General features: G+C 52.8%; 24 protein-coding genes and 3 tRNA genes. 15 read left to right on the forward strand and 12 right to left on the reverse strand.

What is annotated here, in order from left to right; all coding sequences use genetic code 11:
- Positions 1-33 precede the first annotated feature (33 nt).
- Together sodC and B880_RS26190 are read right to left on the reverse strand one after the other, a co-directional pair.
- Positions 34-555 carry a superoxide dismutase family protein gene (gene sodC / locus B880_RS0118580; protein WP_017348963.1) on the reverse strand — a complete coding sequence of 174 codons (522 nt, stop codon included), beginning with the start codon at positions 553-555 and terminating at the stop codon, positions 34-36.
- A gap of 118 nt (positions 556-673) precedes the next feature.
- Positions 674-913 (reverse strand): DUF1289 domain-containing protein, encoded by a 240-nt coding sequence (locus B880_RS26190; RefSeq protein ID WP_071524418.1) that lies wholly within the window; start codon positions 911-913, stop codon positions 674-676.
- Between the two features lie 165 nt (positions 914-1,078).
- Between B880_RS26190 and B880_RS0118585 the strand changes: the two genes are divergently transcribed.
- From B880_RS0118585 to rnt, 4 genes are all read left to right on the forward strand, one after another.
- On the forward strand, positions 1,079-1,672 hold the full coding sequence (locus B880_RS0118585; RefSeq protein WP_017348964.1) for a TetR/AcrR family transcriptional regulator: 594 nt from the start codon (positions 1,079-1,081) through the stop codon (positions 1,670-1,672).
- Positions 1,673-1,723: 51 nt separating this feature from the next.
- On the forward strand, positions 1,724-2,821 hold the full coding sequence (locus B880_RS0118590; protein ID WP_017348965.1) for an alkene reductase: 1,098 nt from the start codon (positions 1,724-1,726) through the stop codon (positions 2,819-2,821).
- A 92-nt stretch (positions 2,822-2,913) separates the two neighbouring features.
- Positions 2,914-3,321, forward strand: coding sequence for a lactoylglutathione lyase (gene gloA, locus B880_RS0118595; RefSeq protein ID WP_017348966.1), 408 nt, complete (start codon positions 2,914-2,916; stop codon positions 3,319-3,321).
- 106 nt (positions 3,322-3,427) lie between these two features.
- Positions 3,428-4,099, forward strand: coding sequence for a ribonuclease T (gene rnt / locus B880_RS0118600; RefSeq protein WP_017348967.1), 672 nt, complete (start codon positions 3,428-3,430; stop codon positions 4,097-4,099).
- A 116-nt stretch (positions 4,100-4,215) separates the two neighbouring features.
- On the opposite strand, the gene B880_RS0118605 is transcribed toward rnt, so the two are convergent.
- Entirely contained in the window at positions 4,216-4,548 is a 333-nt protein-coding gene (locus B880_RS0118605) for a Grx4 family monothiol glutaredoxin (RefSeq protein ID WP_017348968.1), read from the reverse strand.
- Positions 4,549-4,913: 365 nt separating this feature from the next.
- Between B880_RS0118605 and B880_RS0118610 the strand changes: the two genes are divergently transcribed.
- Together B880_RS0118610 and purR are read left to right on the forward strand one after the other, a co-directional pair.
- Positions 4,914-5,726, forward strand: coding sequence for a C40 family peptidase (locus B880_RS0118610; protein ID WP_017348969.1), 813 nt, complete (start codon positions 4,914-4,916; stop codon positions 5,724-5,726).
- Positions 5,727-6,092: 366 nt separating this feature from the next.
- The gene (gene purR, locus B880_RS0118615) at positions 6,093-7,118 is read left to right on the forward strand and encodes an HTH-type transcriptional repressor PurR (RefSeq protein ID WP_017348970.1); all 1,026 of its coding nucleotides are present in this window, start codon (positions 6,093-6,095) and stop codon (positions 7,116-7,118) included.
- Here the strand turns inward: purR and punR are convergent.
- Positions 7,115-8,029 carry a DNA-binding transcriptional activator PunR gene (punR, locus tag B880_RS0118620; protein ID WP_017348971.1) on the reverse strand — a complete coding sequence of 305 codons (915 nt, stop codon included), beginning with the start codon at positions 8,027-8,029 and terminating at the stop codon, positions 7,115-7,117. The two genes, purR and punR, sit on opposite strands and share 4 nt — an antisense overlap.
- A gap of 108 nt (positions 8,030-8,137) precedes the next feature.
- Here punR and punC point away from each other — a divergent pair, with 108 nt between their 5' ends.
- Positions 8,138-9,340: a purine nucleoside transporter PunC gene (gene punC, locus B880_RS0118625; RefSeq protein WP_026042767.1), complete on the forward strand. Its 1,203-nt coding sequence runs from the start codon at positions 8,138-8,140 to the stop codon at positions 9,338-9,340.
- 307 nt (positions 9,341-9,647) lie between these two features.
- Positions 9,648-10,796, forward strand: a complete 1,149-nt coding sequence (cfa, locus tag B880_RS0118630; RefSeq protein ID WP_017348973.1) for a cyclopropane fatty acyl phospholipid synthase — start codon at positions 9,648-9,650, stop codon at positions 10,794-10,796.
- Between the two features lie 40 nt (positions 10,797-10,836).
- Here the strand turns inward: cfa and B880_RS0118635 are convergent, their stop codons facing one another.
- Positions 10,837-11,499: a riboflavin synthase gene (locus B880_RS0118635; protein WP_017348974.1), complete on the reverse strand. Its 663-nt coding sequence runs from the start codon at positions 11,497-11,499 to the stop codon at positions 10,837-10,839.
- 187 nt (positions 11,500-11,686) lie between these two features.
- Here B880_RS0118635 and B880_RS0118640 point away from each other — a divergent pair, with 187 nt between their 5' ends.
- From B880_RS0118640 to B880_RS0118665, 6 genes are all read left to right on the forward strand, one after another.
- Positions 11,687-13,060 (forward strand): MATE family efflux transporter, encoded by a 1,374-nt coding sequence (locus tag B880_RS0118640; protein WP_017348975.1) that lies wholly within the window; start codon positions 11,687-11,689, stop codon positions 13,058-13,060.
- A gap of 153 nt (positions 13,061-13,213) precedes the next feature.
- A tRNA-Val gene (locus B880_RS0118645) sits at positions 13,214-13,290 on the forward strand.
- A 4-nt stretch (positions 13,291-13,294) separates the two neighbouring features.
- A tRNA-Val gene (locus tag B880_RS0118650) sits at positions 13,295-13,371 on the forward strand.
- 11 nt (positions 13,372-13,382) lie between these two features.
- A tRNA-Val gene (locus B880_RS0118655) sits at positions 13,383-13,459 on the forward strand.
- Positions 13,460-13,794: 335 nt separating this feature from the next.
- Positions 13,795-15,207 carry a pyruvate kinase PykF gene (gene pykF, locus B880_RS0118660; RefSeq protein ID WP_026042768.1) on the forward strand — a complete coding sequence of 471 codons (1,413 nt, stop codon included), beginning with the start codon at positions 13,795-13,797 and terminating at the stop codon, positions 15,205-15,207.
- A 303-nt stretch (positions 15,208-15,510) separates the two neighbouring features.
- Positions 15,511-15,747, forward strand: coding sequence for a major outer membrane lipoprotein (locus tag B880_RS0118665; RefSeq protein WP_007374746.1), 237 nt, complete (start codon positions 15,511-15,513; stop codon positions 15,745-15,747).
- 79 nt (positions 15,748-15,826) lie between these two features.
- Here the strand turns inward: B880_RS0118665 and B880_RS0118670 are convergent, their stop codons facing one another.
- The 7 genes from B880_RS0118670 to sufA are packed head-to-tail and all read right to left on the reverse strand — an operon-like array spanning position 15,827 to position 22,382.
- Positions 15,827-16,750: a L,D-transpeptidase family protein gene (locus B880_RS0118670; protein WP_017348977.1), complete on the reverse strand. Its 924-nt coding sequence runs from the start codon at positions 16,748-16,750 to the stop codon at positions 15,827-15,829.
- Positions 16,751-16,805: 55 nt separating this feature from the next.
- A complete protein-coding gene (gene sufE, locus B880_RS0118675) occupies positions 16,806-17,222 on the reverse strand; it encodes a cysteine desulfuration protein SufE (RefSeq protein WP_017348978.1) in 417 nt (138 codons plus the stop codon).
- Between the two features lie 20 nt (positions 17,223-17,242).
- Positions 17,243-18,466, reverse strand: a complete 1,224-nt coding sequence (gene sufS, locus B880_RS0118680) for a cysteine desulfurase SufS (RefSeq protein ID WP_017348979.1) — start codon at positions 18,464-18,466, stop codon at positions 17,243-17,245.
- Entirely contained in the window at positions 18,463-19,743 is a 1,281-nt protein-coding gene (gene sufD, locus B880_RS0118685; protein WP_017348980.1) for a Fe-S cluster assembly protein SufD, read from the reverse strand. Before sufD ends, sufS begins: the two co-directional genes overlap by 4 nt.
- Complete coding sequence (sufC, locus tag B880_RS0118690; protein ID WP_017348981.1) at positions 19,718-20,464, reverse strand: Fe-S cluster assembly ATPase SufC; 747 nt, start codon at positions 20,462-20,464, stop codon at positions 19,718-19,720. Before sufC ends, sufD begins: the two co-directional genes overlap by 26 nt.
- 42 nt (positions 20,465-20,506) lie before the next feature.
- Positions 20,507-22,000 carry a Fe-S cluster assembly protein SufB gene (sufB, locus tag B880_RS0118695; protein ID WP_026042769.1) on the reverse strand — a complete coding sequence of 498 codons (1,494 nt, stop codon included), beginning with the start codon at positions 21,998-22,000 and terminating at the stop codon, positions 20,507-20,509.
- Between the two features lie 7 nt (positions 22,001-22,007).
- The gene (gene sufA / locus B880_RS0118700; RefSeq protein WP_017348983.1) at positions 22,008-22,382 is read right to left on the reverse strand and encodes a Fe-S cluster assembly scaffold SufA; all 375 of its coding nucleotides are present in this window, start codon (positions 22,380-22,382) and stop codon (positions 22,008-22,010) included.
- 390 nt (positions 22,383-22,772) lie between these two features.
- On the opposite strand from sufA, the gene B880_RS0118705 reads away from it, so the two are divergent.
- Positions 22,773-23,177, forward strand: coding sequence for a hypothetical protein (locus B880_RS0118705; protein ID WP_017348984.1), 405 nt, complete (start codon positions 22,773-22,775; stop codon positions 23,175-23,177).
- Positions 23,178-23,191: the final 14 nt, after the last annotated feature.

The following is a 23,191-nucleotide window of genomic DNA, read 5'->3' on the forward strand; positions in this document are numbered from 1 at the left end:
GGGCGGAGAACAACCCCGCCCAGTTAATATGCCTCAGATCACGCCGCAGGCAAAACGCGCCCCGCCACCGCCTAACGGCAGTGGATGGTCAGAGTGGTTATCGCCACCGACGTGGACCATCAGCGCTTTGCCTTTGATTTCCGTCAGGGATTTTAGACGCGGAGCGACCACGGGATAACTGGCTTCGCCAGTATCTGCAACATAAATAGCAGGCAGGTCGCCAAGGTGACCTTCAGCATTCCAGGGTCCAAGGTGTTTACCGGTATTTTTGGGATCAAAGTGCCCGCCCGCCGCACCGGCTGGCACCACTTTGCCATCGACGGTTGCAGGCTCACAGCTCCCTTTAGCATGGACATGAAAACCATGAATGCCGGGAGTCAGTCCGTTCAGATGCGGCGTAAATTGCAGCCCGTAAGGCGTTTCGCTAATGGTGACCGTACCGACTGCTTTACCGGCCCCTTCCGTGGTGGCTTCATGCAACGTGACGGTTTCGCTGGCCGCGAGGACCGAAGTGGCGGTAAGCAGTGCACAGAGCGCAATAGCTGTTCTTTTCATACTTTATTCCTTTTAAAGTTTTTGCCAGAGTTTGCTCTCAAAGCCTACTGCTTACTTTCCAGTTTCGCCTGTCGAAAAGCACAACTCGGCGCTTCCGAGCCTTTTCCTGTGCTTTGAGTCAGAACAAAGTGGGCTGCGGCGGGTCATTCGCAGCATCCGACTTCTGTTTTTTAGCCGCCCGGAGACGGCGCTGTCGGCACAGGCGCAGGACATCCTGTTTCTGGACATCATTCAGGTTGCGCCAGTTAAAACGCTCTTCACGACTCCGCAAGCATCCAAGGCAATAGCCACGGCTATCACTCTGGCAAATGCCCCGACACGGGCTGTCTATCGGGAAAAACTCCAGTTGTTCTGTCACATTGCCTCCCACTCACACACGCTAATACCATTGAAGCGATTGCGCATTTATTGTGCAAGTTGAAACCGCAAAAATGCGCAGCAGGTCCGCTCGCTCATGAGCAGTTTGTGCCACTCTCCAGAAAGCAGGTTGAAACCGACCAGTCAGTCTATTAGTCTCTCTGCCATGAATACTGCACAACAACGTAATGAAACCTGTGAACACCTGCTCGCGACGGGGGAAGCACTCTGTCTACAGCGCGGTTTTACCGGCATGGGGCTGAATGAGTTACTCAGCATCGCTCAGGTACCGAAGGGATCGTTCTATTACTATTTCCGCTCCAAAGAGGCGTTTGGCGTCGCTTTGCTGGAACGGTATTTCGTGCAGTATATTGCGCAAATTGAGCAGCAGCTCAGCGGTGACGAGGTTCCCGCCGCACAGCGGATACTGAACCATTTCGCCACCGCAGAAACCCTGTTTCGCCAGCAAGGCCATATTGTTGGCTGTCTGGGTGTAAAACTGTCGGCGGAAGTTTGCGACCTGTCAGAGCCCATGCGCGATGCGCTTCAACGTGGTGCTGAAGGTGTGATGCGGGTCTATGCCCGCACCTTAAAGCAGGCACAGTTGCAGGGAGCCAATTGGCACCTGTCGGCTGAAGAGATGGCACAGATGCTGTATGTGTTTTGGTCTGGTGCCAGCTTGCAAAGTAAGATTTCACGCGATCCACAGCCGCTCAGTCTGGCCTTAAAGACATTCGGGCAATGGCTTGATCAACCCTGATTTTTTTAAAAACACCATTTGTAGACGACTGGTCTACTTGAGGAGATCATCATGGCTAAAGAGATTTTGTTTCAGCCGCTGAAAGTAGGCGCCATTACCGTACCCAACCGCATTTTCATGGCCCCTCTGACGCGTTTACGCAGCATTGAGCCGGGCGATATTCCTACCCCTCTGATGGGCGAATACTATCGCCAGCGTGCAACGGCTGGCCTGATCATCACCGAAGCAACCCAGATTTCTTTCCAGGCTAAAGGCTATGCCGGTGCGCCCGGGCTGCACAGCCAGCCGCAGATCGCGGCCTGGAAAGCGATTAACCAGGAAATTCACCAGGCGGGTGGCCACAGTGCCGTTCAGCTCTGGCACACCGGGCGCATCTCTCACTCCAGCATTCAGCCTGAAGGTCTGGCCCCGGTCGCACCTTCTGCCCTGGCAGCCGGAACACGCACCTCATTACGTGCGGAAGATGGCACGGTTTACCGTGAAGACACCTCGACGCCACGTGCCCTGAGCGTGGAAGAGATCCAGCACATCGTGGCTGATTTTGGTCAGGCCGCGGCCAATGCGCGCGAAGCTGACTTCGACCTGCTGGAACTGCACTCCGCACACGGCTATTTGATTCACCAGTTCCTCGCACCTGGCTCTAACCAACGTAGCGATGAATACGGTGGCAGCATTGAAAAACGCGGTCGCTTTGCGCTGGAAGTGGTAGATGCAGCGATTGCTAACTGGTCGGCAGATCGCATCGGCATCCGTATTTCACCGATCGGCAGTTTCCAGAACCTGGCCAATGGTCCAGATGAAGAGGAAGCGGCGCTGTGGTATGTGGCTGAACTCGCGAAACGCAACGTTGCCTATATTCACTTCTCCGAGCCAGACTGGGCCGGTGGTGAGCCATATACTGATGCTTTCCGCGAGAAAGTGCGCAGCATCTATCCTGGCGTCATCATCGGTGCCGGTGCCTACAGCGTGGAAAAAGCGGAAGATTTAATCCAGCGTGGTCTGATTGATGCGGTAGCGTTTGGCCGTGACTACATCGCCAACCCGGATCTGGTGGCGCGTCTGCAACAGGATGCCCCATTAAATCCACAGCGCCCGGAAACCTTCTACGGCGGCGGTGCCGAAGGCTATACCGACTACCCAACGCTGTAATCAGTAAGCCGTAACCTCAGGTTGCGGCTTGCCTTTTTCGCCCGTTGCCATCATGGTTATACGGGCTTTACGTCATTTATTAAGAGGATATTATGCGTTTACTTCATACCATGGTACGCGTGGGCAACCTGGAACGTGCGATTAAGTTCTACACCGAAGTGTTAGGCATGCGCCTGCTGCGTCAGAGCGAGAACACCGAATACAAATACACCCTGGCATTCGTCGGTTACACCGAGGAGAGCGAAGGTGCTGTGATCGAACTGACCTATAACTGGGGCGTAGAGAGCTACGATCTCGGTAACGCTTATGGTCACATCGCACTGGGTGTTGACGATGTTGCAGCCACCTGCGAGCGCATCCGTTCACAGGGCGGCAAAGTGACCCGTGAAGCTGGCCCGGTTAAAGGCGGCACCACGATGATTGCTTTTGTTGAAGATCCAGACGGCTACAAAATTGAGCTGATCGAAAACAAGCACGCCGGTCACGGCCTGGGACACTAATCTCCCCCTTCAGTCTGCCGTTCCGGCAGACTGCTCGCTTAACCTGCTGCACCGTCAGCCGTTTTTTGCCATAATGCCCGCTGCCTAAATCTGCAATGAGATCCCGATGTCTGCTTCAACTTCCCAAAATGCTTTAAATCAACGTTTTCGCGGCTTCTATCCTGTGGTTATTGATGTCGAAACTGCTGGGTTCAATGCGCAGACTGATGCTTTATTAGAAGTAGCAGCCACGACGTTAAAGATGGATGAAGATGGCTGGTTACATTGCGATCAAACACTGCATTTCCACGTCGAGCCCTTTGAAGGGGCGATTTTAAATCCGGAAGCGCTGGCCTTTACCGGTATCGACCCGCATAACCCGCTGCGCGGTGCGGTGAGTGAACATGATGCTCTGCATGCCATCTTTAAGATGGTGCGTAAAGGCATCAAAGATCACGGCTGTAATCGCGCCATTATGGTTGCCCACAACGCGAATTTTGATTTGAGTTTTATGTCGGCCGCCGCTGAGCGTGCCAGCCTGAAACGCAATCCCTTCCACCCGTTTGCGACTTTTGATACCGCCGCACTCAGTGGTCTGGTGCTGGGGCAAACCGTGCTGGCGAAAGCCTGTAAAACCGCCGGGATTGATTTCGACAGTACCCAGGCGCACTCCGCGCTTTATGATACCGAGCAAACCGCCCTGCTGTTCTGTGAACTGGTCAATCGCTGGAAGCGCCTTGGCGGCTGGCCGCTGCCTTTAGCGGCTGAAGAAGACGCTGAGAGCGCAGAAGAAGCGTAATCATAACAGCGTCACAAAATTCAGGCGCATAAAAAAGGCTGCCATTCCTGAAAATGGCAGCCTGCTTGAATATGATCTTAACTGGCAAGCATTACGGCATTGTCAGCCTGGATGCATTACTCAGCTTCTTTAAACTTTTCTGCGGTTTCTTTTATCAGTGACTGCAATTCGCCCCGTTGAAACATCTCTACGATGATATCGCAGCCGCCAACCAGCTCACCGTCTACCCACAGCTGTGGGAAGGTCGGCCAGTTAGCATAACGTGGCAGCTCAGCACGGATATCCGGGTTCTGCAGAATATCAACATACGCGAAGCGCTCACCACAGGCAGACAACGCCTGAACCGCCTGGGCGGAGAAACCACAGCTTGGCAGTTTTGGCGAACCTTTCATGTACAGCAGGATTGGGTTTTCGCTGATCTGCTGCTGAATTTTTTCAATTGTGCTCATAAAATGTCTCTCTCAATTCCCTACTTCGTGTTTCTTTATTGTAGCGATTTCCAGGCGCGACTGAAAACCGGATTTTGCGTTCCCTAAAGCAAATCGCCATCTGTGTTAATTCAAATTTTTCATGAGTCGATATCCGCCACACCCTTTTTAGGGGAATTCATTCATTCTTTGTCATAATTGTGGTGCTATAACCTACTGAGATTGCGTGTTTTTCCGACAATCACACTCTGTAAGAATTAAATAAAAAAAGACCTTACCTTTTCGAAAAAAACTGGATTAGAATTACTTCGGTGCTGATCAAGGATCAGATTTGTCTAACTTTGTCGCGGCCAATATCGCGTGGCAGCTTAACCTGTAACCGGACTATGCGTTTACTGATTACGCTTTTCATACTGGCTTTTACTCAAGTTTTTTTGAACGTTGCATGTGCTTCTCCGCATAAGCCGGTTAACGCCAGCTTGCATAATGCAGAGAAGAAAAGTGCGCGTGAAGATGAACGCCGCAAGCGACGCCCGGTGAAAAGTTCGGGTAAGAAAACCCGCACCACAACCATGGAAAAGCTGAAACTTAAGCGCAGTAAAAAAGCCGCGCCTGAGAAAGTGCATCACGAACCGGTTAAAAAAGCCGCGCACCTGACAAAACACACCCCATTAAAAAAGAAAGCCGAGCTTAAGTCTGCACGGGTTAAATATTACGGCCATAAGCGTGGTGCTCGTGGTAAAGCGACTGAACTGGCCACGATTAAAATGAGCAATGCTCACCGCCAGCGCTATCAGAAAGCCCGTGAAACGGCCATGAACAAGCTGATGGGCCAGTTGGGCAAACCTTACCAGTGGGGCGGCACTTCGCCGTATACCGGTTTTGATTGCAGCGGCCTGGTCTGGTATGCCTATAAAGATCTGGTGAATTACAAATTCCCGCGTACCGCGAATGAGATGTACCATTTGCGCGACGCAGCGCCTATTAAGCGTGACATGCTACAGAAAGGGGATTTGGTCTTCTTCCGCATTGCGCATCGCGGTGCTGCCGATCACGTTGGCGTGTACTTGGGTAACGGTAAATTTATTCAGTCACCCCGTACCGGCAAAGATATTCAGATCAGCGCACTCAGTAATGATTACTGGCAGAGCCATTATGTCGGAGCTCGCCGCATGATGACCCCAACCACCATTCGCTGAGTGTTGTGAGAAAAAAAGCCTGAAGCTGACCTTCAGGCTTTTTTTTGCCTGTAATAATTGCGCATTCAGACAAAGTATCAATCACTGATTCCCCTTGTTGCCCTGCTGTCACTCCGTTCGGCTGATTTAGCGCTTCGTGTGGCGGCTTGTAAAAATCTCGTCATCTTTGCTGTGTCTTGCTAGAATCCCCCTCTTCGTTGCGCAACAGCGTTTTTTCACCGCCCACCCTACCCACGCCAGGTCACGCTCTGGCGGCAAAATAGTGGTCAAAAGGCAGTTGGATATCCGCAAATTTCACCCTGCGCACGCAAACGTTTAACATTATGTTTATCAATACATTAGGATAAGCATTGGAGTCCGGTTTACATGGCAACAATTAAGGATGTGGCAAAACGCGCGGGCGTCTCAACCACCACCGTTTCGCACGTCATCAATAAAACACGCTTTGTGGCTGAAGAGACCCGCAATGCAGTATGGGAAGCCATTAAAGCGCTGCATTACTCCCCAAGTGCGGTCGCACGTAGCCTGAAAGTGAATCACACCAAGACGTTGGGTCTGTTGGCGACCTCCAGCGAAGCACCTTACTTCGCGGAAATTATTGATGCCGTCGAAAAACACTGCTTTGACAAGGGTTATACCCTTATTTTGGGTAATGCACACAATGACCTGAACAAGCAGCGCGCCTATCTGTCGATGATGGCGCAAAAGCGCGTAGATGGCCTGCTGGTGATGTGTTCGGAATACCCGGACGATCTCCTGACGATGCTGGAAGAGAACCGTAATATCCCGATGGTAGTGATGGACTGGGGCGAATGTCAGGGCGATTTCACCGATACCGTATTAGATAACGCCTTCCAGGGCGGTTACATGGTCGGTCGCTATCTGATTGAGCGCGGCCACCGTGATATTGGCGCAATCCCTGGACAGATGGCGCGTAACACCGGGGGTGGTCGCCATGCCGGGTTTGTTAAGGCACTCCAGGAAGCGGGCGTGGCGATCCGTGATGAGTGGATTGTGCAAGGGGATTTCGAAACCGAATCGGGCTATCTCGCCATGCAGCAGATTCTGGCGCAAAAACAGCGTCCTACGGCGGTGTTCTGCGGCGGCGATGCCATGGCAATGGGCGCAATTTGCGCCGCCGATGAGCTGGGGCTGCGCGTGCCGCAGGATATCTCCGTGATTGGTTATGATAATTTGCGCAACGCGCGTTATTACACGCCAGCGCTCACTACCGTACATCAGCCAAAATCTGAGTTGGGTGAAAAAGCGCTGGATATGCTGTTGGATCGCATCACCAGTAAACGTGAAGACTCGCAGACCATTGAAGTGAACCCGACGTTAATTGAACGCCGCTCCGTCGCCGATGGGCCGTTCCGCGATTATCGCCGTTAATCCGCACAGGCTTCACTCAGCCACTCCTGATTCAGGGTGTGGCTGTCACCCAAATACGCCAGCAACCATGCCAACGCCGGTGACGCACTTTGCTCGGCCCAGGTGACAAAACAGGGGCTGTCCGGAAACGCCTGCGGCAATTTCAGCTCCTGTAACTGCCCCTGCTGCAACAGCGGCTGCGCCAGATGGCCCGGCGTCATCGCCACACACAATCCCGCTTGCGTACAGGCCAGGCCTGTTTGCCAGTCCGGTGCCACCAGCCGACGTTGGTTATCCAGGGTCCAGGTCATACGGCGTGGCAGCGCACGTGAGGTATCCTCAATCACCAGTGACGGCCACGCACGTAGTGCGTCTTCATCCGGCTCGGCAACTTGTGTTAACGGGTGGTCAGCTGCGACCACACAGCGCCAGTTGAGTGCGCCCATATCGCGCCAGGCAAACCGCCCTCCGACAGGAACCGCCTGAGTGGCTCCGATGGCCGCATCAGCACGTCCATCAGCCAGTGCATCCCAGACACCGTTAAACACCTCATATTGCACGGCAAGTTCCATATCCGGAAAAGCACGATAGAAATCCAGCACCATTTGTCTGACGCGCTGGGGTTTGACGATGCTGTCCACGGCCACCGTAAAGCGCCCTCTCCAGCCATTGGCTAGCTGCTGACACTGGCGGCGAGTGGCTTGCATTTTTTTGATGACTTCGCGACCTTCTGTGACAAAATGCGCACCCGCTGGCGTTAATACAACATCCCGGTGCTGACGTTCGAACAGCGGTACGGCCAGCCAGGTTTCCAACTGCCGGATCGTATAGCTGACAGCAGAGGGGACACGATGTAATTCCTGTGCCGCCGCACTAAAACTGCCATTGCGCGCGACCGCATCCACCACTTCAAGTGCATATTCTGACCACATAATCTTGCCTTCAATTATTTTCACAGCAACCTGCAAATATTAACGTTTCACACTCGCGGCTGCACTCTTTTACACTTGCCGCCTGTGTGAATTAACCATGAGCCTGTTATGTTGTCGTCAAAAGGATTTATGCTCTATCTCGCCGTGCTCAGTATGCTGGGCTTTCTGGCAACGGATATGTACCTCCCCGCGTTTTCTGCCATGCAAACCAGCCTGAGTACCACGCCGGGTCTTATTAGCGCGAGCTTAAGCCTGTTCCTGGCTGGATTCGCCTGCGCCCAGTTGGTATGGGGACCGCTGTCCGATCGCCTCGGCCGTCGTCCGGTACTGTTAGCGGGACTGGGTCTGTTTGCGCTGGGCTGTGCCGGTATGCTGTGGGTACAGAGCGGCGAGATGCTGCTGGTGCTGCGTTTTGTTCAGGCGGTAGGCGTTTGTGCGGCAGCGATCAGCTGGCAGGCACTGGTGGTGGACCGTTATGACCAGTCACAAACGGGTAAGGTGTTCGCCACGATTATGCCGCTGGTGGCACTCTCTCCTGCGCTGGCCCCGCTGCTGGGCGCGTGGTTGCTCGATCACTTTAACTGGCGGGCTATCTTCGCTGTGCTGGCGGTTATCGCCCTGGTGCTCATGTTGGCGACCCTGCGCATTACTACTAAGCCGGTACCACGCAACGCAACGGAAAAGCAGCCCGGATTTTTTGCGCTGCTGGTTAACCGCACCTACAGCGGAAATGTCGTTATCTATTCTGCCTGTTCAGCAAGTTTCTTTGCGTGGCTGACGGGCTCCCCGTTTATTCTCGCCGATCTCGGTTTAAGTCCCGCCGCCATTGGTTTGAGCTATTTACCGCAGACGGTTGCCTTTTTGATTGGTGGTTTTGGCTGTCGCGCCCTCCTGAACCGCTTCCCGGATCATCTGTTGCTGCCGCGCCTGCTGGTCCTCTACGGGATCAGTATTCTGCTGCTGCTGGCAGCAGGAAAATGGATGGGTGATAGCCTGACCGCCCTGTTGCTGCCTTTCTGCGGTATGGCGATGGCAAACGGTGCCATTTATCCGCTGGTGGTGACGCGCGCACTCATGCCTTTCCCACAAGCCAGTGGCAAAGCGGCGGCTCTACAGAACGCGCTGCAACTTGGGCTCTGTTTTATCGCCAGCTTGATTGTCTCCGCAGGGCTGGTGCAGGCGCTGAGTACCACCACCTGGGTGATGGCGGCCACGGTGGTTATCGCCGCATTCGGTTACCTCTGGCAGCGCCCGCTAAACGCACGTTCTGACATTGTTTCTTCCTCTCCTGCCTGCGAAGATAACCGCTGATACGGATTGATTAGCACGCTAACATTAATCCGTTGAATATTGACCCAGGTGAGCATATACTCGCTTGGGTCATTAAGTTCTTAACAAAAAAATAACATGAGTGACACATTTGCGCGCGACACTGTCGCCGTGATGGCTTGTGCTTTTTTTTCAGTACCCTGAGTTTCAGACGACATTTCACAGAATCAATCCTCTGTAAAACGCCGGATTTCAAGCGAACGGAATAATCCGTGAGTTTTCTCACAAGCTTCGAGAAATTGACTATTCTTTTTCTCAGGTAAGACCGGACAGGTGTGATGGAGATGCTATGAGTTCATCGTGTATAGAAGAAGTGAGCCTCGAAGAGAACCACTGGTTTCGTATTGCCCATGAATTACTGAGCAAGGCAGATATTGAAATTAATGGTACGCGTCCCTGGGATATTCAGGTGAAACACCCTGATTTCTTCAAGCGGGTATTACAGGAAGGGTCGCTAGGCCTTGGCGAAAGCTATATGGACGGATGGTGGGAGTGCGAACGCCTCGATATGTTTTTTCACCATGTGTTAAAACATAAACTGGATCAGCAACTGCCGCGCCATTTTAAAGATACCCTGCGCATCGCTGCTGCGCGCTTAACTAACCTGCAATCCAAAAAACGTGCCTGGATTGTTGGAAAAGAGCATTACGATTTAGGTAATGACCTCTTTACACTGATGCTCGATAACTTTATGCAATATTCCTGCGGTTACTGGGATAGCGCAGAAACGCTGGAAGACGCGCAACACGCCAAGCTAGATATGATCTGCCGTAAGCTGGAGTTGCAGCCAGGCATGAGCCTGCTGGATATCGGCTGTGGCTGGGGTGGATTAGCAGAATTTGCTGCCCGTCATTACGGCGTGAGCGTTTACGGTGTCACCATTTCGGCGGAACAGCAGAAGCTGGCGCAACAACGTTGCGAAGGTCTGGACGTCACTATTTTGTTGCAGGATTATCGCGACCTGAATCAGCAATTTGATCGCATTGTTTCCGTCGGTATGTTTGAACACGTAGGGCCTAAAAACTACGCCACCTACTTTGATGTTGCTGATAAAAATTTGAAACCCGACGGTATTTTCCTGCTGCATACTATCGGCTCAGTCAGGACAGATATGAATGTAGATCCGTGGATCGACAAATATATCTTCCCTAATGGATGCCTGCCATCCGTACGCCATATTGCGGAAGCCAGCGAACCCCACTTTATCATGGAAGACTGGCACAACTTCGGTGCCGATTATGATATTACGCTGATGGCCTGGTATGATCGCTTTATTGCAAGTTGGGAACAGCTGGAAGAGAAATATGGCGATCGTTTTAAACGCATGTTCTCCTACTACCTGAATGCCTGTGCCGGTGCTTTCCGTGCCAGGGATATTCAGCTGTGGCAAGTGGTATTCAGCCGTGGCGTAGAAGGTGGATTGCGCGTCGCGCGATAGCAGTCACTGCGGTGGCACCTGGCCACCGCAGTTCAGAGTATTACTCTTCTTCTTGCTCGTCCTGAGCCGCTTGTGCTGCTGCCAGCGCCGCCGCTTCCCGCTGTGCTAATACGCGTTCTACGGTTTCAACAATAGCTTGCGTATGGGGATCGATCTCGATATTCACGCGATGGCCCAGCTTTTTGCTGCCCAGCGTGGTGCGCTCCAGGGTTTCCGGGATCAGGTGCACACAGAATTTGGTTTTGGTCACATCGCCCACGGTCAGGCTGATACCATCAATGCCCACAAAGCCTTTATGCAAAATGTATTTCATCTGTGAAGCATCCAGTGGCTTGAACCACACTTCACGGTTATTTTCTGACTGGATAATTTTGCACACTTCAGCCGTGGTCATAATGTGCCCAGACATCAAGTGGCCGCCAATTTCATCACTGAATTTGGCTGCACGTTCGATGTTCACCACATCACCGGTTTGAATATCGCCGAGATTGGTCACGCGCAGCGTCTCTTTGATTAAATCAAAGCTAACCCGGTTGCCTTCAATGGCGGTGACGGTCAGGCAGCAACCGTTATGAGCAACGGAAGCCCCTAGCGCCAGGCCTGGCAATAATTCCTCCGGCAATTCAGCCACGTGGGTACGAAACAGCTCTTTTTCTTCGATTGATACGATCTTTGCGGTGCCCTGCACAATACCGGTAAACATAGCTATAGCCTCTGCGAAGTTTGCGTTAGTTTATCACAGCTTAGCGCAGCACGACCTTAGCATTAGAGGCCATCCACAGCGAAACGCCGGCAAAGATTGGCGAACTTCCCGCTGCCAGTTACACTAAGCCGCGTTTTCCTTGTGGTTTCCCTTTTTTTCAATATTCCTCATAACAACAGGTGTTTAAGTGCAGAAGTATTTAACAGAAGCACGACAGTTGCTCGCTTTAGCTATTCCGGTCATTTTGGCGCAGGTTGCTCAGACTGCGATGGGCTTTGTCGATACGATTATGGCTGGCGACGTCAGTGCCACCGATATGGCAGCGGTGGCCGTTGGCACCTCCCTCTGGCTGCCGACGATTTTACTGGGCCACGGCATTTTACTCGCCCTCACCCCCACCGTTGCGCAACTTAACGGCTCCGGTCGCCGCGAGCGTATTGCTCATCAGGTCCGTCAGGCGCACTGGCTGGCGCTGTTTCTCGCCATCATCATTATGATTGTGCTGTGGAATGCCGGTTTTCTGCTGCGCTCCATGCACAATATCGACGAGCAGCTGGCGCAAAAAGCCGAAGCCTATTTGCACGCTCTGCTGTTCGGTGCGCCCGGCTATCTCCTGTTCCAGGTGATGCGTAACCAGTGTGAAGGCCTGTCGAAAACCAAGCCAGGCATGATCATGGGCTTCCTCGGGTTGATGCTGAATATCCCGCTCAACTGGATCTTTATTTATGGCCATTTCGGCATGCCCGCGTTGGGCGGCCCCGGCTGTGGTGTAGCGACCGCCACGGTGTACTGGGTGATGTTTGTGGCGATGCGCTTCTGGGTGCGTCGCATCCCCCATATGCGGGATATTCGCCTGACCGAACGCTGGTCTGCGCCCGTGTGGCCGGTGCTGTGGCGCTTTGTTACCTTAGGCCTGCCTATTGGGCTGGCGCTGTTCTTCGAGGTGACGCTGTTCGCGGTTGTGGCTTTACTGGTGTCGCCTTTAGGGATTGTCAGCGTGGCTGGGCACCAGATCGCACTCAACTTTAGTTCACTGATGTTTGTCTTGCCGCTGTCGCTGGGTGTGGCAACCACTATCCGGGTGGGCTTCCGTCTTGGTCAGGGTTCTGCCGAGCAGGCGCGCGTCGCCGCATGGACCGCGCAAGGCGTTGGCATCTGTATGGCGGCAATCACCGCGCTGTTTACGGTGGTTTTCCGTCACCACATCGCCCTGTTGTATAGCCAGGACCCGCTGGTGGTGACGCTGGCAGCACAGTTGATGTTGCTGGCCGCGATTTACCAGTTCTCGGATTCCATTCAGGTGATCGGCAGCGGCATCCTGCGCGGGTATAAAGATACGCGATCCATCTTCTTTATTACCTTTATTGCCTACTGGGTACTGGGCCTGCCCACAGGCTACCTGCTGGCGCTGACAGATGTGATTGTGCCACGCATGGGACCTGCGGGCTTCTGGTGCGGCTTCATTGCCGGGCTGACGTCGGCCGCCGTAATGATGATTTGGCGCATCCGTCGTTTACAGCGTTTGCCTGCCGAGATGATCCTGACTCGCGCTGCACGTTAGTCCTTGATCCGGGGCAGAAATGCCCCGTTTCGGATAAAAAAACGGCGCATCGCACAGATGTCAGTCAGTCGTCACGAAAATTGCATTTTTCTCCTTGCCAGTCAGACATACTGTCGATAATATTCGTCCCCGCTGTCACCCAGACAGCACGTTGCGCTCTTAGCTCAGTTGGTTAGAGCACCACCTTGACATGGTGGGGGTCGGTGGTTCGAGTCCACTAGAGCGCACCAAAGTGCGTCCGTAGCTCAGTTGGTTAGAGCACCACCTTGACATGGTGGGGGTCGGTGGTTCGAGTCCACTCGGACGCACCAAATTCTGAAATGCGCTCTTAGCTCAGTTGGTTAGAGCACCACCTTGACATGGTGGGGGTCGGTGGTTCGAGTCCACTAGAGCGCACCATCTCCTGATTACTCCCCTTGTTGCGCAATAAAATCCCAACCCTAAGCATTTTAAGACTTTTTCCGTTTTCCAATTGGTTTTCGCATACTTAGCGTCTATACTAGCGCCGTTGACCCACTTGAAAGGTTTCAGCGCTAACGTGACAGCCAAATTAACGTCTTTTTATTGCGCAACAACGCCATCGCGTTTTCCTATTCGCGCACAACTTCCTCTGCACGCGCTGACCTCATCTTCTATTCTTTATTCTGTACAAAAACAACAATCGCATTCTCACGTGTTGCACCAGCAGCACGTCCCGACCTTTATCATTCATCACAACCTACAGATAACTCGTCATGAAAAAGACTAAGATCGTTTGTACTATCGGCCCGAAAACTGAATCTGAAGCAGTGCTGTCCCAACTATTGGACGCAGGCATGAACGTCATGCGTTTAAACTTCTCCCACGGTGACTACGCCGAACACGGTCAGCGCATCGCTAACCTGCGAGCGGTACTCGCAAAAACCGGCCAGACTGCAGCGGTATTACTCGACACCAAAGGCCCAGAAATTCGCACCATTAAGCTGGAAGGCGGTAATGACGTTGCGCTGAAAGCCGGTCAGACCTTTACCTTCACCACAGACCAGTCAGTTATCGGCAACAACGAGCGCGTAGCCGTGACTTACGCAGGCCTGACCCAGGACCTGAAAGTAGGCAACACCGTGCTGGTTGATGACGGCCTGATTGGCATGGAAGTGACTGAAGTCAACAGCGATACCGTGGTGTGTAAAGTCCTGAACAACGGTGACCTGGGCGAGAACAAAGGCGTTAACCTGCCAGGCGTTTCGATTCAGCTGCCTGCGCTGGCGGAAAAAGACAAGCGTGACCTGATTTTCGGTTGCGAACAGGGTGTAGATTTTGTTGCAGCCTCCTTTATTCGTAAGCGTTCAGATGTAGAAGAGATCCGTGAACACCTGAAGCAGCACGGTGGAGAGAAGATTCAGATCATCTCTAAAATTGAAAACCAGGAAGGCCTGAACAACTTCGACGAAATCCTCGAAGCATCAGACGGCATCATGGTCGCACGTGGCGACTTGGGCGTTGAAATCCCGGTTGAAGAAGTTATCTTTGCGCAGAAGATGATGATCCAGAAGTGCAACAAGGCGCGTAAAGTGGTTATCACTGCAACGCAGATGCTGGACTCGATGATCAAAAACCCGCGCCCTACCCGTGCAGAAGCAGGCGACGTAGCTAACGCCATCCTCGATGGTACGGATGCCGTGATGCTGTCTGGTGAGAGTGCCAAAGGTAAATACCCACTGGAAGCAGTGACCATCATGGCGACCATCTGTGAGCGTACAGACCGCGTGATGCAGTCTCGTATCGACACACCACATGACACCCACAAACTGCGTATCACTGAAGCGGTATGTCGTGGTGCGGTAGAAACGGCAGAAAAACTGGAAGCACCTCTGATTGTTGTTGCTACCGAAGCCGGTAAGTCAGCGAAATCGATCCGTAAGTATTTCCCGGATGCCGTTATCCTGGCATTGACCACCAATCCAACCACCGCGCGTCAGCTGATTCTGACCAAAGGTGTGGAAACTCGTCTGGTCTCTAAAATTGAATCAACCGATGACTTCTACCGTCTTGGTAAAGAAGCGGCACTGGAAAGTGGCTACGCTCAGCAGGGTGATATCGTGGTGATGGTTTCGGGCGCATTAGTTCCGAGCGGTACTACTAACACCGCTTCTGTACATCGTCTGTAAGATATTTTTCATCCTATTTTAAAAAACGCCCTCTCTGGGCGTTTTTTTATTCCTCAGCTAATACAAACTGGCAAAATTTCCAATCGAAAATAACTATTCAATTCGTCGAAAAATTAAGGTTAATCCGATTAAAACTCTCTGTTTTCGCTAAATTTTTTTATCATCTTCTGTTCGACGCTGCTTCTTTGAGCGAACGATCAAGTTTAAGCAGGTTATTAGCAAAAATTTATTCTCAACTCAAAAAGCTTTGTGTAATACTTGTAACGCTACATGGAGATTAACTCAATCTAGAGGGTATAAAGAATGAATCGTACTAAACTGGTACTGGGCGCGGTAATCCTGGGTTCAACTCTGCTGGCTGGCTGCTCAAGCAACGCTAAAATCGACCAGCTGTCTTCAGACGTTCAGACTCTGAACGCTAAAGTTGACCAGCTGAGCAACGACGTGAACGCAATCCGTTCTGACGTTCAGGCTGCTAAAGATGACGCAGCTCGCGCTAACCAGCGTCTGGACAACCAGGCTCACTCTTACCGTAAGTAAGAGTACTGGTAATAAAAATGGCACCTTCGTGGTGCCATTTTTTTTGCCCTGGTTTTGGTGCCTCTTCGTAATCCCTGTTCTACTCCCCTGCACTCACCAGCACAGGCATCCCAGAACGCCGTGTAATCGCTGCATCCGCCTGCGCCTTGTCAGTCCCACTGCTGTGAATAAAGTCCCTTAAATCGGCACTGAGCGCGATTGGCACCGTTTGTGGATCATCACTTTCATTACGTGACAGTGGCTGATGGACCTCCATGTAGCGCTTACCATCAGGCTCTACCGCATATTTGATGGGCTGATTGATGATTTGCACCCGCGTCCCGGCTGGAACGGCATGGAATAAGGCTTCAATATCTTGTGGCCGCAAGCGAATACAGCCGGAGCTGACACGCATCCCGATACCAAAGTCCGCATTGGTGCCATGGATCAGATACTGCCCGCTGCCGTGCGCCAGCCGGAGTGCAAACAAGCCCATGGGGTTTTCTGGCCCGGCTGGCACGGTGCCCGGCAGCGTAATCCCCTGTTTCGCGTAGCGCTTGCGGATATTGGCCGTGGGGGTCCAGCTCGGGTTCGGAATTTTTTGTCGGATTTGCGTGACCATTACCGGGGTCGCGGCCCCAAGCTGGCCGATACCGATCGGATACACAATCACCCGATTTTCATCCGGGGGATAGTAATAGAGTCGCAACTCAGCAAGATTGATCACAATACCCTGGCGCGGCGTATCCGGGAGGAGCATCTGCAACGGCACAGTCAGTTGACTGCCCGCGCGCGGCAACCACGGGTCGGTGCCTGGATTCGCTTCCAGCATGCCCAGTAAGCCAATCTGATAGCGTGCAGCAATCGCCTCCAGCGGCTTTTTATCGTTAGGGACAGTGATTACGGTGTTCTCACCGATTAAACGGCTATCTGGGGCTGGGAGACGGTATTCTGTGGCATTAACCGGTGCAGACAGAGACGCGGCGGCGAGCAGTGCACCAAAAAGTAAGCAAACTGTTCTCATGGGATTATCCTGATGGGATAAAAAAAGACGCCGGATGGCGTCTTTTGAGTGTAGCTTAGCTTAGCGTTTGTGCATGTTGGCGAATGGCACGTATCATCGCCTCCAGGCCTTGCGATCGCGAGGGGGTAAGATGCTGAGTCAATGCCAGCTCTCCGAACCAGTGACGCACGTCCAGCGCGACGATATCGCGCGCGGTCAGATTCTGATACAGGCTAAAGACCACCGCAATCAAGCCCTTTACAATAGCGGCATCGCTATCACCGGCAAGGGCAATAGTGCCATCCGCTTGCGGGGTCATTTTGATCCACACCTGACTCTGGCAGCCAGAGATAACGTTCTCCGGCTGATGCAAATCGTCTGCCGCAGCAGGCAATTTCGCCCCCAGCTCGATGATATAAAGGTACTTCTCTTCCCAGTTAGCGCAACGATTGAAGTTACGCACCAGCTTTTCTTTATCTGGCAAATTTGCCATCACTGACTCCTGCTGTCTGCTCAACCACCGAGCAGACGGTGAATACGTGTCAGGCCAGCCGCCAGGCGGTCGGCTTCCGCTTCACTGTTGTAAATCGCGAACGAGGCACGGCACATGGCGGGTACGTTGTAGTGACGCATCAGCGGCATGGCACAGTGGTGTCCGGTACGGATGGCAATACCATACTGATCGAGGAAGCTGCCCACATCAAAGGCGTGATGCTTGCCCAGATTAAAGGCGATAACGCCATAGCGTGTCGCAGGACCATAAATGGTCAAATCCGGCACGTCAGCCAGCTTTTCCAGTGCATAGTTCATCAGGCTGGTTTCCCGCTGATGAATCACATCAAAGCCTAGCGTTTCCACGTAGTGTAACGCAGCACCGAGACCGATAATCCCACCGGTGTTAGGCGTACCCGCTTCAAAACGCCATGGCGCTTTGTTCCAGGTGGTACCCATTGGCAGCAGGACGTTGTCGATCATCGACCCGCCCCCTTCCCACGGTGGCATCTCATCTAACAGCGCTTTGCGGCCGTAGAGAATACCGGTACCGGTTGGCCCATACAGCTTATGACCCGAGAAGACATAGAAGTCGCAACCGATATCCTGTACATCCACTTTCTCGTGCATCACTGCCTGCGCACCGTCAACCAGCGTTACCAGCCCCGCCGCTTTGGCCTGAGCCACCAGCGCTTTAACCGGGTTAACCGTACCCAGCACGTTTGACACATGGGCGACAGCCAGCAGGCGTGTACGCTCATCGATCAAATCGGCCAGCTTTTCCACCGCCAGTTCGCCATTTTCCGTTAACGGCAACACACGGATCTCTGCACCGGTACGCTGGGCGACCATCTGCCAGGGCACGATGTTGGCGTGATGCTCCATGGCGGTGATAATCAGGTTATCGCCCGCTTGCAGCTGGCTGCCACCCCAACTGTTCGCCACCAGGTTAATCCCTTCCGTTGTCCCTTTGATGAAGACAATCTCTTCCGCCGACGCGGCATTGAGGAAGCGAGCAGCCTGAGAACGGACATTTTCCATGTCCGTTGTGGCGATCTGGCTCAGGGTGTGGATACCACGGTGCACGGCCGCATAGCCGTGCTTGTAGAAATGACTTTCGGCGTCAATCACCGCCAATGGACGTTGCGCACTGGCGGCGCTGTCCAGATAGGCCAGCGGTTGCCCGTTGACCTCACGCTTCAGGATCGGGAAATCAGCCCTGATACGTTCGAGATCAAATGTCATGCGTCGCCTCCAGGAAAGCGCTGTGCAATACGATCCAGGACCGCTTTACGCACGATGTCATTCTCAATCACTTCGGTCACTTCCGCAGCGAAGGCGTGAATAATCATCTGTTGTGCTGCATCCTGATCGATGCCGCGTGAGCGCAGATAGAACAGCTGTTCTTCATCGATACGACCAATGGTAGCACCATGGCTACATTTCACATCATCCGCGTAGATCTCAAGCTGTGGCTTGGTATCCACTTCGGCCAGACGACCCAGCAACAGGTTGTTGTTAGTCATCTGTCCATCCGTCTTCAGCGCATGCTGTGCGACTTTAATGTGACCATTAAAGATCGAACGGCCTTTGTCGCGTGAGATGGTCTTATGCAGCTGGCGGCTCAGACAGTAGCCTTTATTGTGTTCAAGGTAGCTACGGGTATCCGCAACTTCCTGCCCCACAGGCAGTACCAGGCTGTTTAATGCCAGCTCAGTGTTTTCGCCGTTAAGCTGAACGCTGGTGTTGTGACGGCTCAGGCCCGCACCCAACAGGAAGCTGCTGGAGCTGACGTTTGCATCACGGCTAATCACGATGTCGTTATGGGCAAAGTGATAGCTGGCGCTGGTTTCAAAGGCCAGTTTGATGTGGTTAAGCCGCGCGTTATCGGCCACTTCGAAGGTGAAGCGTGCGCCGGTAAAGTGCGTCTCAGCCGTCAGGCTGACATAGTGCTCAATCACTTCCGCTTCAGCACTCTCTTCGAGTTGCAGGTGATGGCGGTGATGCACGGTATTCAGCGCATCGGCCTGACCACGGCTGATGTGAACCAGATACAGCGGACGCGCAGCGGATTTACCCCGCGCCAGGCTGATGGTGGTCACCTCTTCCGCCAGGCTTTCCGTCAGGTGCAGAAACACCTCCGGCTGGACGGGCGCAGGCAGTGGACGACGTTCAGCCGCACGGCTGTGCTGGATGGTGAACAGATCGGTATCCGCGCTGCTCAGTTCCGGCTGGAACTGGCCGTCAACAAACACCAGTCGCACTGCATCGATCGGCAGCGCCAGCGCATCAACCTGAGCGGCGCTCAAGGCTGCCTGTGCCTGCGGCAGAACGAACTGCTGCTCCAGCAGTGCATCCAGTGACGTATATTTCCAGTTTTCATGCTTACGGGTCGGTAAGCCTTCGCGCATCAGTTGCTGCCAGTGCTGCTGAGCCTGCAGCGAACGCGCGTCGCCACGGGATTCAAACAGGTGGTGCCACTGCTGCAGCGCTTTATCACTCCTGGTCGGTAAGCCAGCCATAGCCTTGCTCCTCCAGTTGTTTCACCAGCGAGAAGTCACCAGACTTAACGATCTTGCCCTGATACAACACGTGTACGTGGTCAGGTTTGATGTAGTCCAGAATACGCTGGTAGTGCGTAACAATGATAAAGGCACGCTTACCGTCACGCAGGCTGTTAACGCCTTCAGAAACGGTTTTCAGGGCATCGATATCCAGACCGGAGTCCGTTTCATCCAGGATGCACAGATCCGGCTCAAGTGCTGCCATCTGCAGGATGTCGTTACGTTTTTTCTCACCGCCGGAGAAGCCAACGTTAACTGAGCGCGTCAGCAGGTCTTCTGGCATTTTCAGCAGGCGAATTTTATCTTCGATGAAGTCCTGGAACTCGAAGCGGTCCAGCTCATCCTGCTCACGGTGTTTACGTACCGCGTTAACCGCAGTTTGCAGGAAGAATTGGTTGCTGACGCCAGGAATTTCTACCGGATACTGGAACGCCATGAAGATGCCTTCGCCTGCGCGCTCTTCCGGGTCCATTTCCAGCAGATCTTTGTCTTTGAACGTGACGGAACCGCCGGTCACTTCGTAATCATCACGGCCCGCTAAGGTTGCTGACAGGGTACTTTTCCCTGAACCGTTAGGTCCCATGATGGCATGAACTTCACCTGGTTTGATCTCAAGATCGAGGCCACGCAGAATGGCTTTATCTTCAACGCTGACCTGCAAATTTTTAATGCTTAACATACTCTTTCCTTCACATTGCTTCCGGCATCACGTGTGATGGCATCAGCCCACGCTGTGCTCAAGGCTGATGGCTAACAGTTTTTGTGCTTCCACCGCGAACTCCAGTGGCAGCTCAGAGAATACATCCTTGCAGAAGCCGTTTACGATCATTGAGATCGCATCTTCTTCGCTGATGCCGCGTTGCAGACAGTAGAACATCTGATCTTCGCCGATACGCGAGGTGGTCGCCTCGTGCTCGAGCTGCGCTGAGTTGTTGCGCGTTTCCACGTACGGGAAGGTGTGCGCACCACAATCAGGGCCAATCAACATCGAGTCACACTGCGTGAAGTTACGCGCGTTAGTCGCTGTCGGCATGATCTTCACCAAACCACGGTAGGTATTCTCGCTTTTACCGGCGGAAATCCCTTTGGAGATGATGGTAGAACGGGTGTTTTTGCCGATGTGGATCATCTTGGTGCCGGTATCTGCCTGCTGGCGACCGCTGGTCAGCGCCACAGAGTAGAACTCACCAATCGAGTAATCACCTTTGAGGATGCAGCTTGGGTACTTCCAGGTAATGGCTGAACCGGTTTCAGACTGGGTCCAGGACATTTTACTGTGGTCGCCTTCGCACAACGCACGCTTGGTCACGAAGTTCAGGATCCCGCCCTGACCTTCCCCGCCTGGGAACCAGTTCTGTACGGTGGAGTACTTCACTTCCGCATTTTTGTGAATGATGACCTCAACCACTGCCGCATGCAGCTGGTAGGTATCACGCACCGGCGCGGAACAGCCTTCGATGTAGCTCACGTAGCTGTCTTCGTCCGCCACCAGAATGGTGCGTTCGAACTGGCCTGTTTTGGCTGCATTGATACGGAAATAGGTAGACAGTTCCATTGGGCAACGCACGCCTTTCGGGATGTACACGAAAGTGCCGTCTGAAGCCACGGCGGAGTTCAATGCCGCAAAGAAGTTGTCATTGTAGGAAACCACGGTGCCAAGGTATTTCTGCACCAGTTCCGGGTATTCGTGGATCGCTTCACCGAATGAGCAGAAGATAATGCCCTGCTCCGCCAGCTTGCCGCGATAGGTGGTTGAAACTGACACGGAGTCAAAGATGGCATCAACCGCCACTTCACGTCCTTCACGCGTCGGGACACCCAACTGATTGAATGCGTCTTCCACTTCCTGCGTCAGGAAGTCGCCAGAAGGCGTGCTGCCTGAAGACTGTTTTGCACCTGATTCCGAAGCACAGGTATCATCGCAGTTGCCGCAAGAAGGCGCGGAGTAATAGCTGTAATCTTGATAATCCAGCTTTTCATATTCCGCTTTAAGCCAGTGTGGCTCTTCCATTTCCAGCCAGGCATGGTAGGCCTTGAGGCGGAATTCAAGCATCCACTCCGGCTCATTACGCTTAGCAGAAATGGCACGAACAACATCTTCATTGATGCCGTGCGCCAGCTCATCAGTTTGCAGGTTGGTGAAGAAGCCCTCTTTGTAGTTGAGCTTTCCATCCCACATTTGTACATCGTCAGATGCTTCGCTGTGTCGTGACATATTTTACTTACTCTACGCCAAAGCTCTCACCACACCCACAGGCATGTTGAGCTTTCGGGTTATTGAATTTAAAAATTTGGTTCAAACCTTCGCGGACGTAATCCACTTCAGTGCCATCCACGAAGGGCATTGCCTGAAGCGGGACATACAAAGATGCGCCAAAAAAAGTAAACTGCAGATCGTCATCAGCCGGGTTTTTCGCCAGTTCCATCACATAGCCAAAGCCTGCACAGCCGGACTGTTTAACGCCCAGATGTAAGCCTTTCACTTCGGGATCCTGCGCCACCAGATTGAGAATTTGTTTCGCTGCGGATTCGGTCAGCGTCAGCCCTTTCCAGACGAAATCGTCAGGAGAAAACGTGGCTGCATTAACAGATGCCATATTGATACCTCATAAGTCCGGACCTTTTCAGGCTATCCCCCTATGGTAGTGATCTGGAGGTTCACTTCAACCACTTGATTTGCAGGGATAATCATCTTGTGCTGTTTTTTATCGCTGCTTTATTAAGCATAGTCTCTCCCTGACGGAATGAACTTCACGATTTTCAGCACACTAACCTGACGTAACTCACTCTTTTTTCACAAAAAATTACAATATCACTTTTTAAAAACGCTACGATTGATAGGTTACGCCTTTCTGTCATGTAGCGAAATTGTTATTACCGATTTTATTAACAGGCTAAGTAAATCAATAAAAAATCTTCGGGAGCAATTGCAATCCCCTGCGGAATGAATATGATAATTATTATCATTATCGCTCTAGGGTTGCCGTATGTCGCTCTCCGTCTCCGCCTGGCTTCAACATAAAATCGACGAATATCAATTTTCGGTGCGCGATCTCACCGTCGATTTTTATATGTCTCAGGCAAAACTCAACCGGGATGACTGTACCATCCAGCAATTACGTCAGTTTAACGACACTTGCCTTGATATGGCGGAGATCTGTCAACTCAATGGCGACGATCAAAGCTACCTGCATGCATTAGGCAAACTGCACCACCGGTTGGTGCAGGAGATGGGTAACAGCGATCGTGAACAACTGTTCCGCATTCAGGCTTACCAACTGGCTCGCCTCTCCCTCACCCGCCTGTGCCATCAGCTAGCGCTCAGCGGCGAATGGGACAAAGCCACCGAGCTACAGAGCGATTTCGTCCGCCACGCGGGCTGGATATTCTAATCCAGCCACGTGTT

It is taken from the genome of Pantoea sp. A4, assembly GCF_000295955.2.
Classification (GTDB): domain Bacteria; phylum Pseudomonadota; class Gammaproteobacteria; order Enterobacterales; family Enterobacteriaceae; genus Pantoea; species Pantoea multigeneris.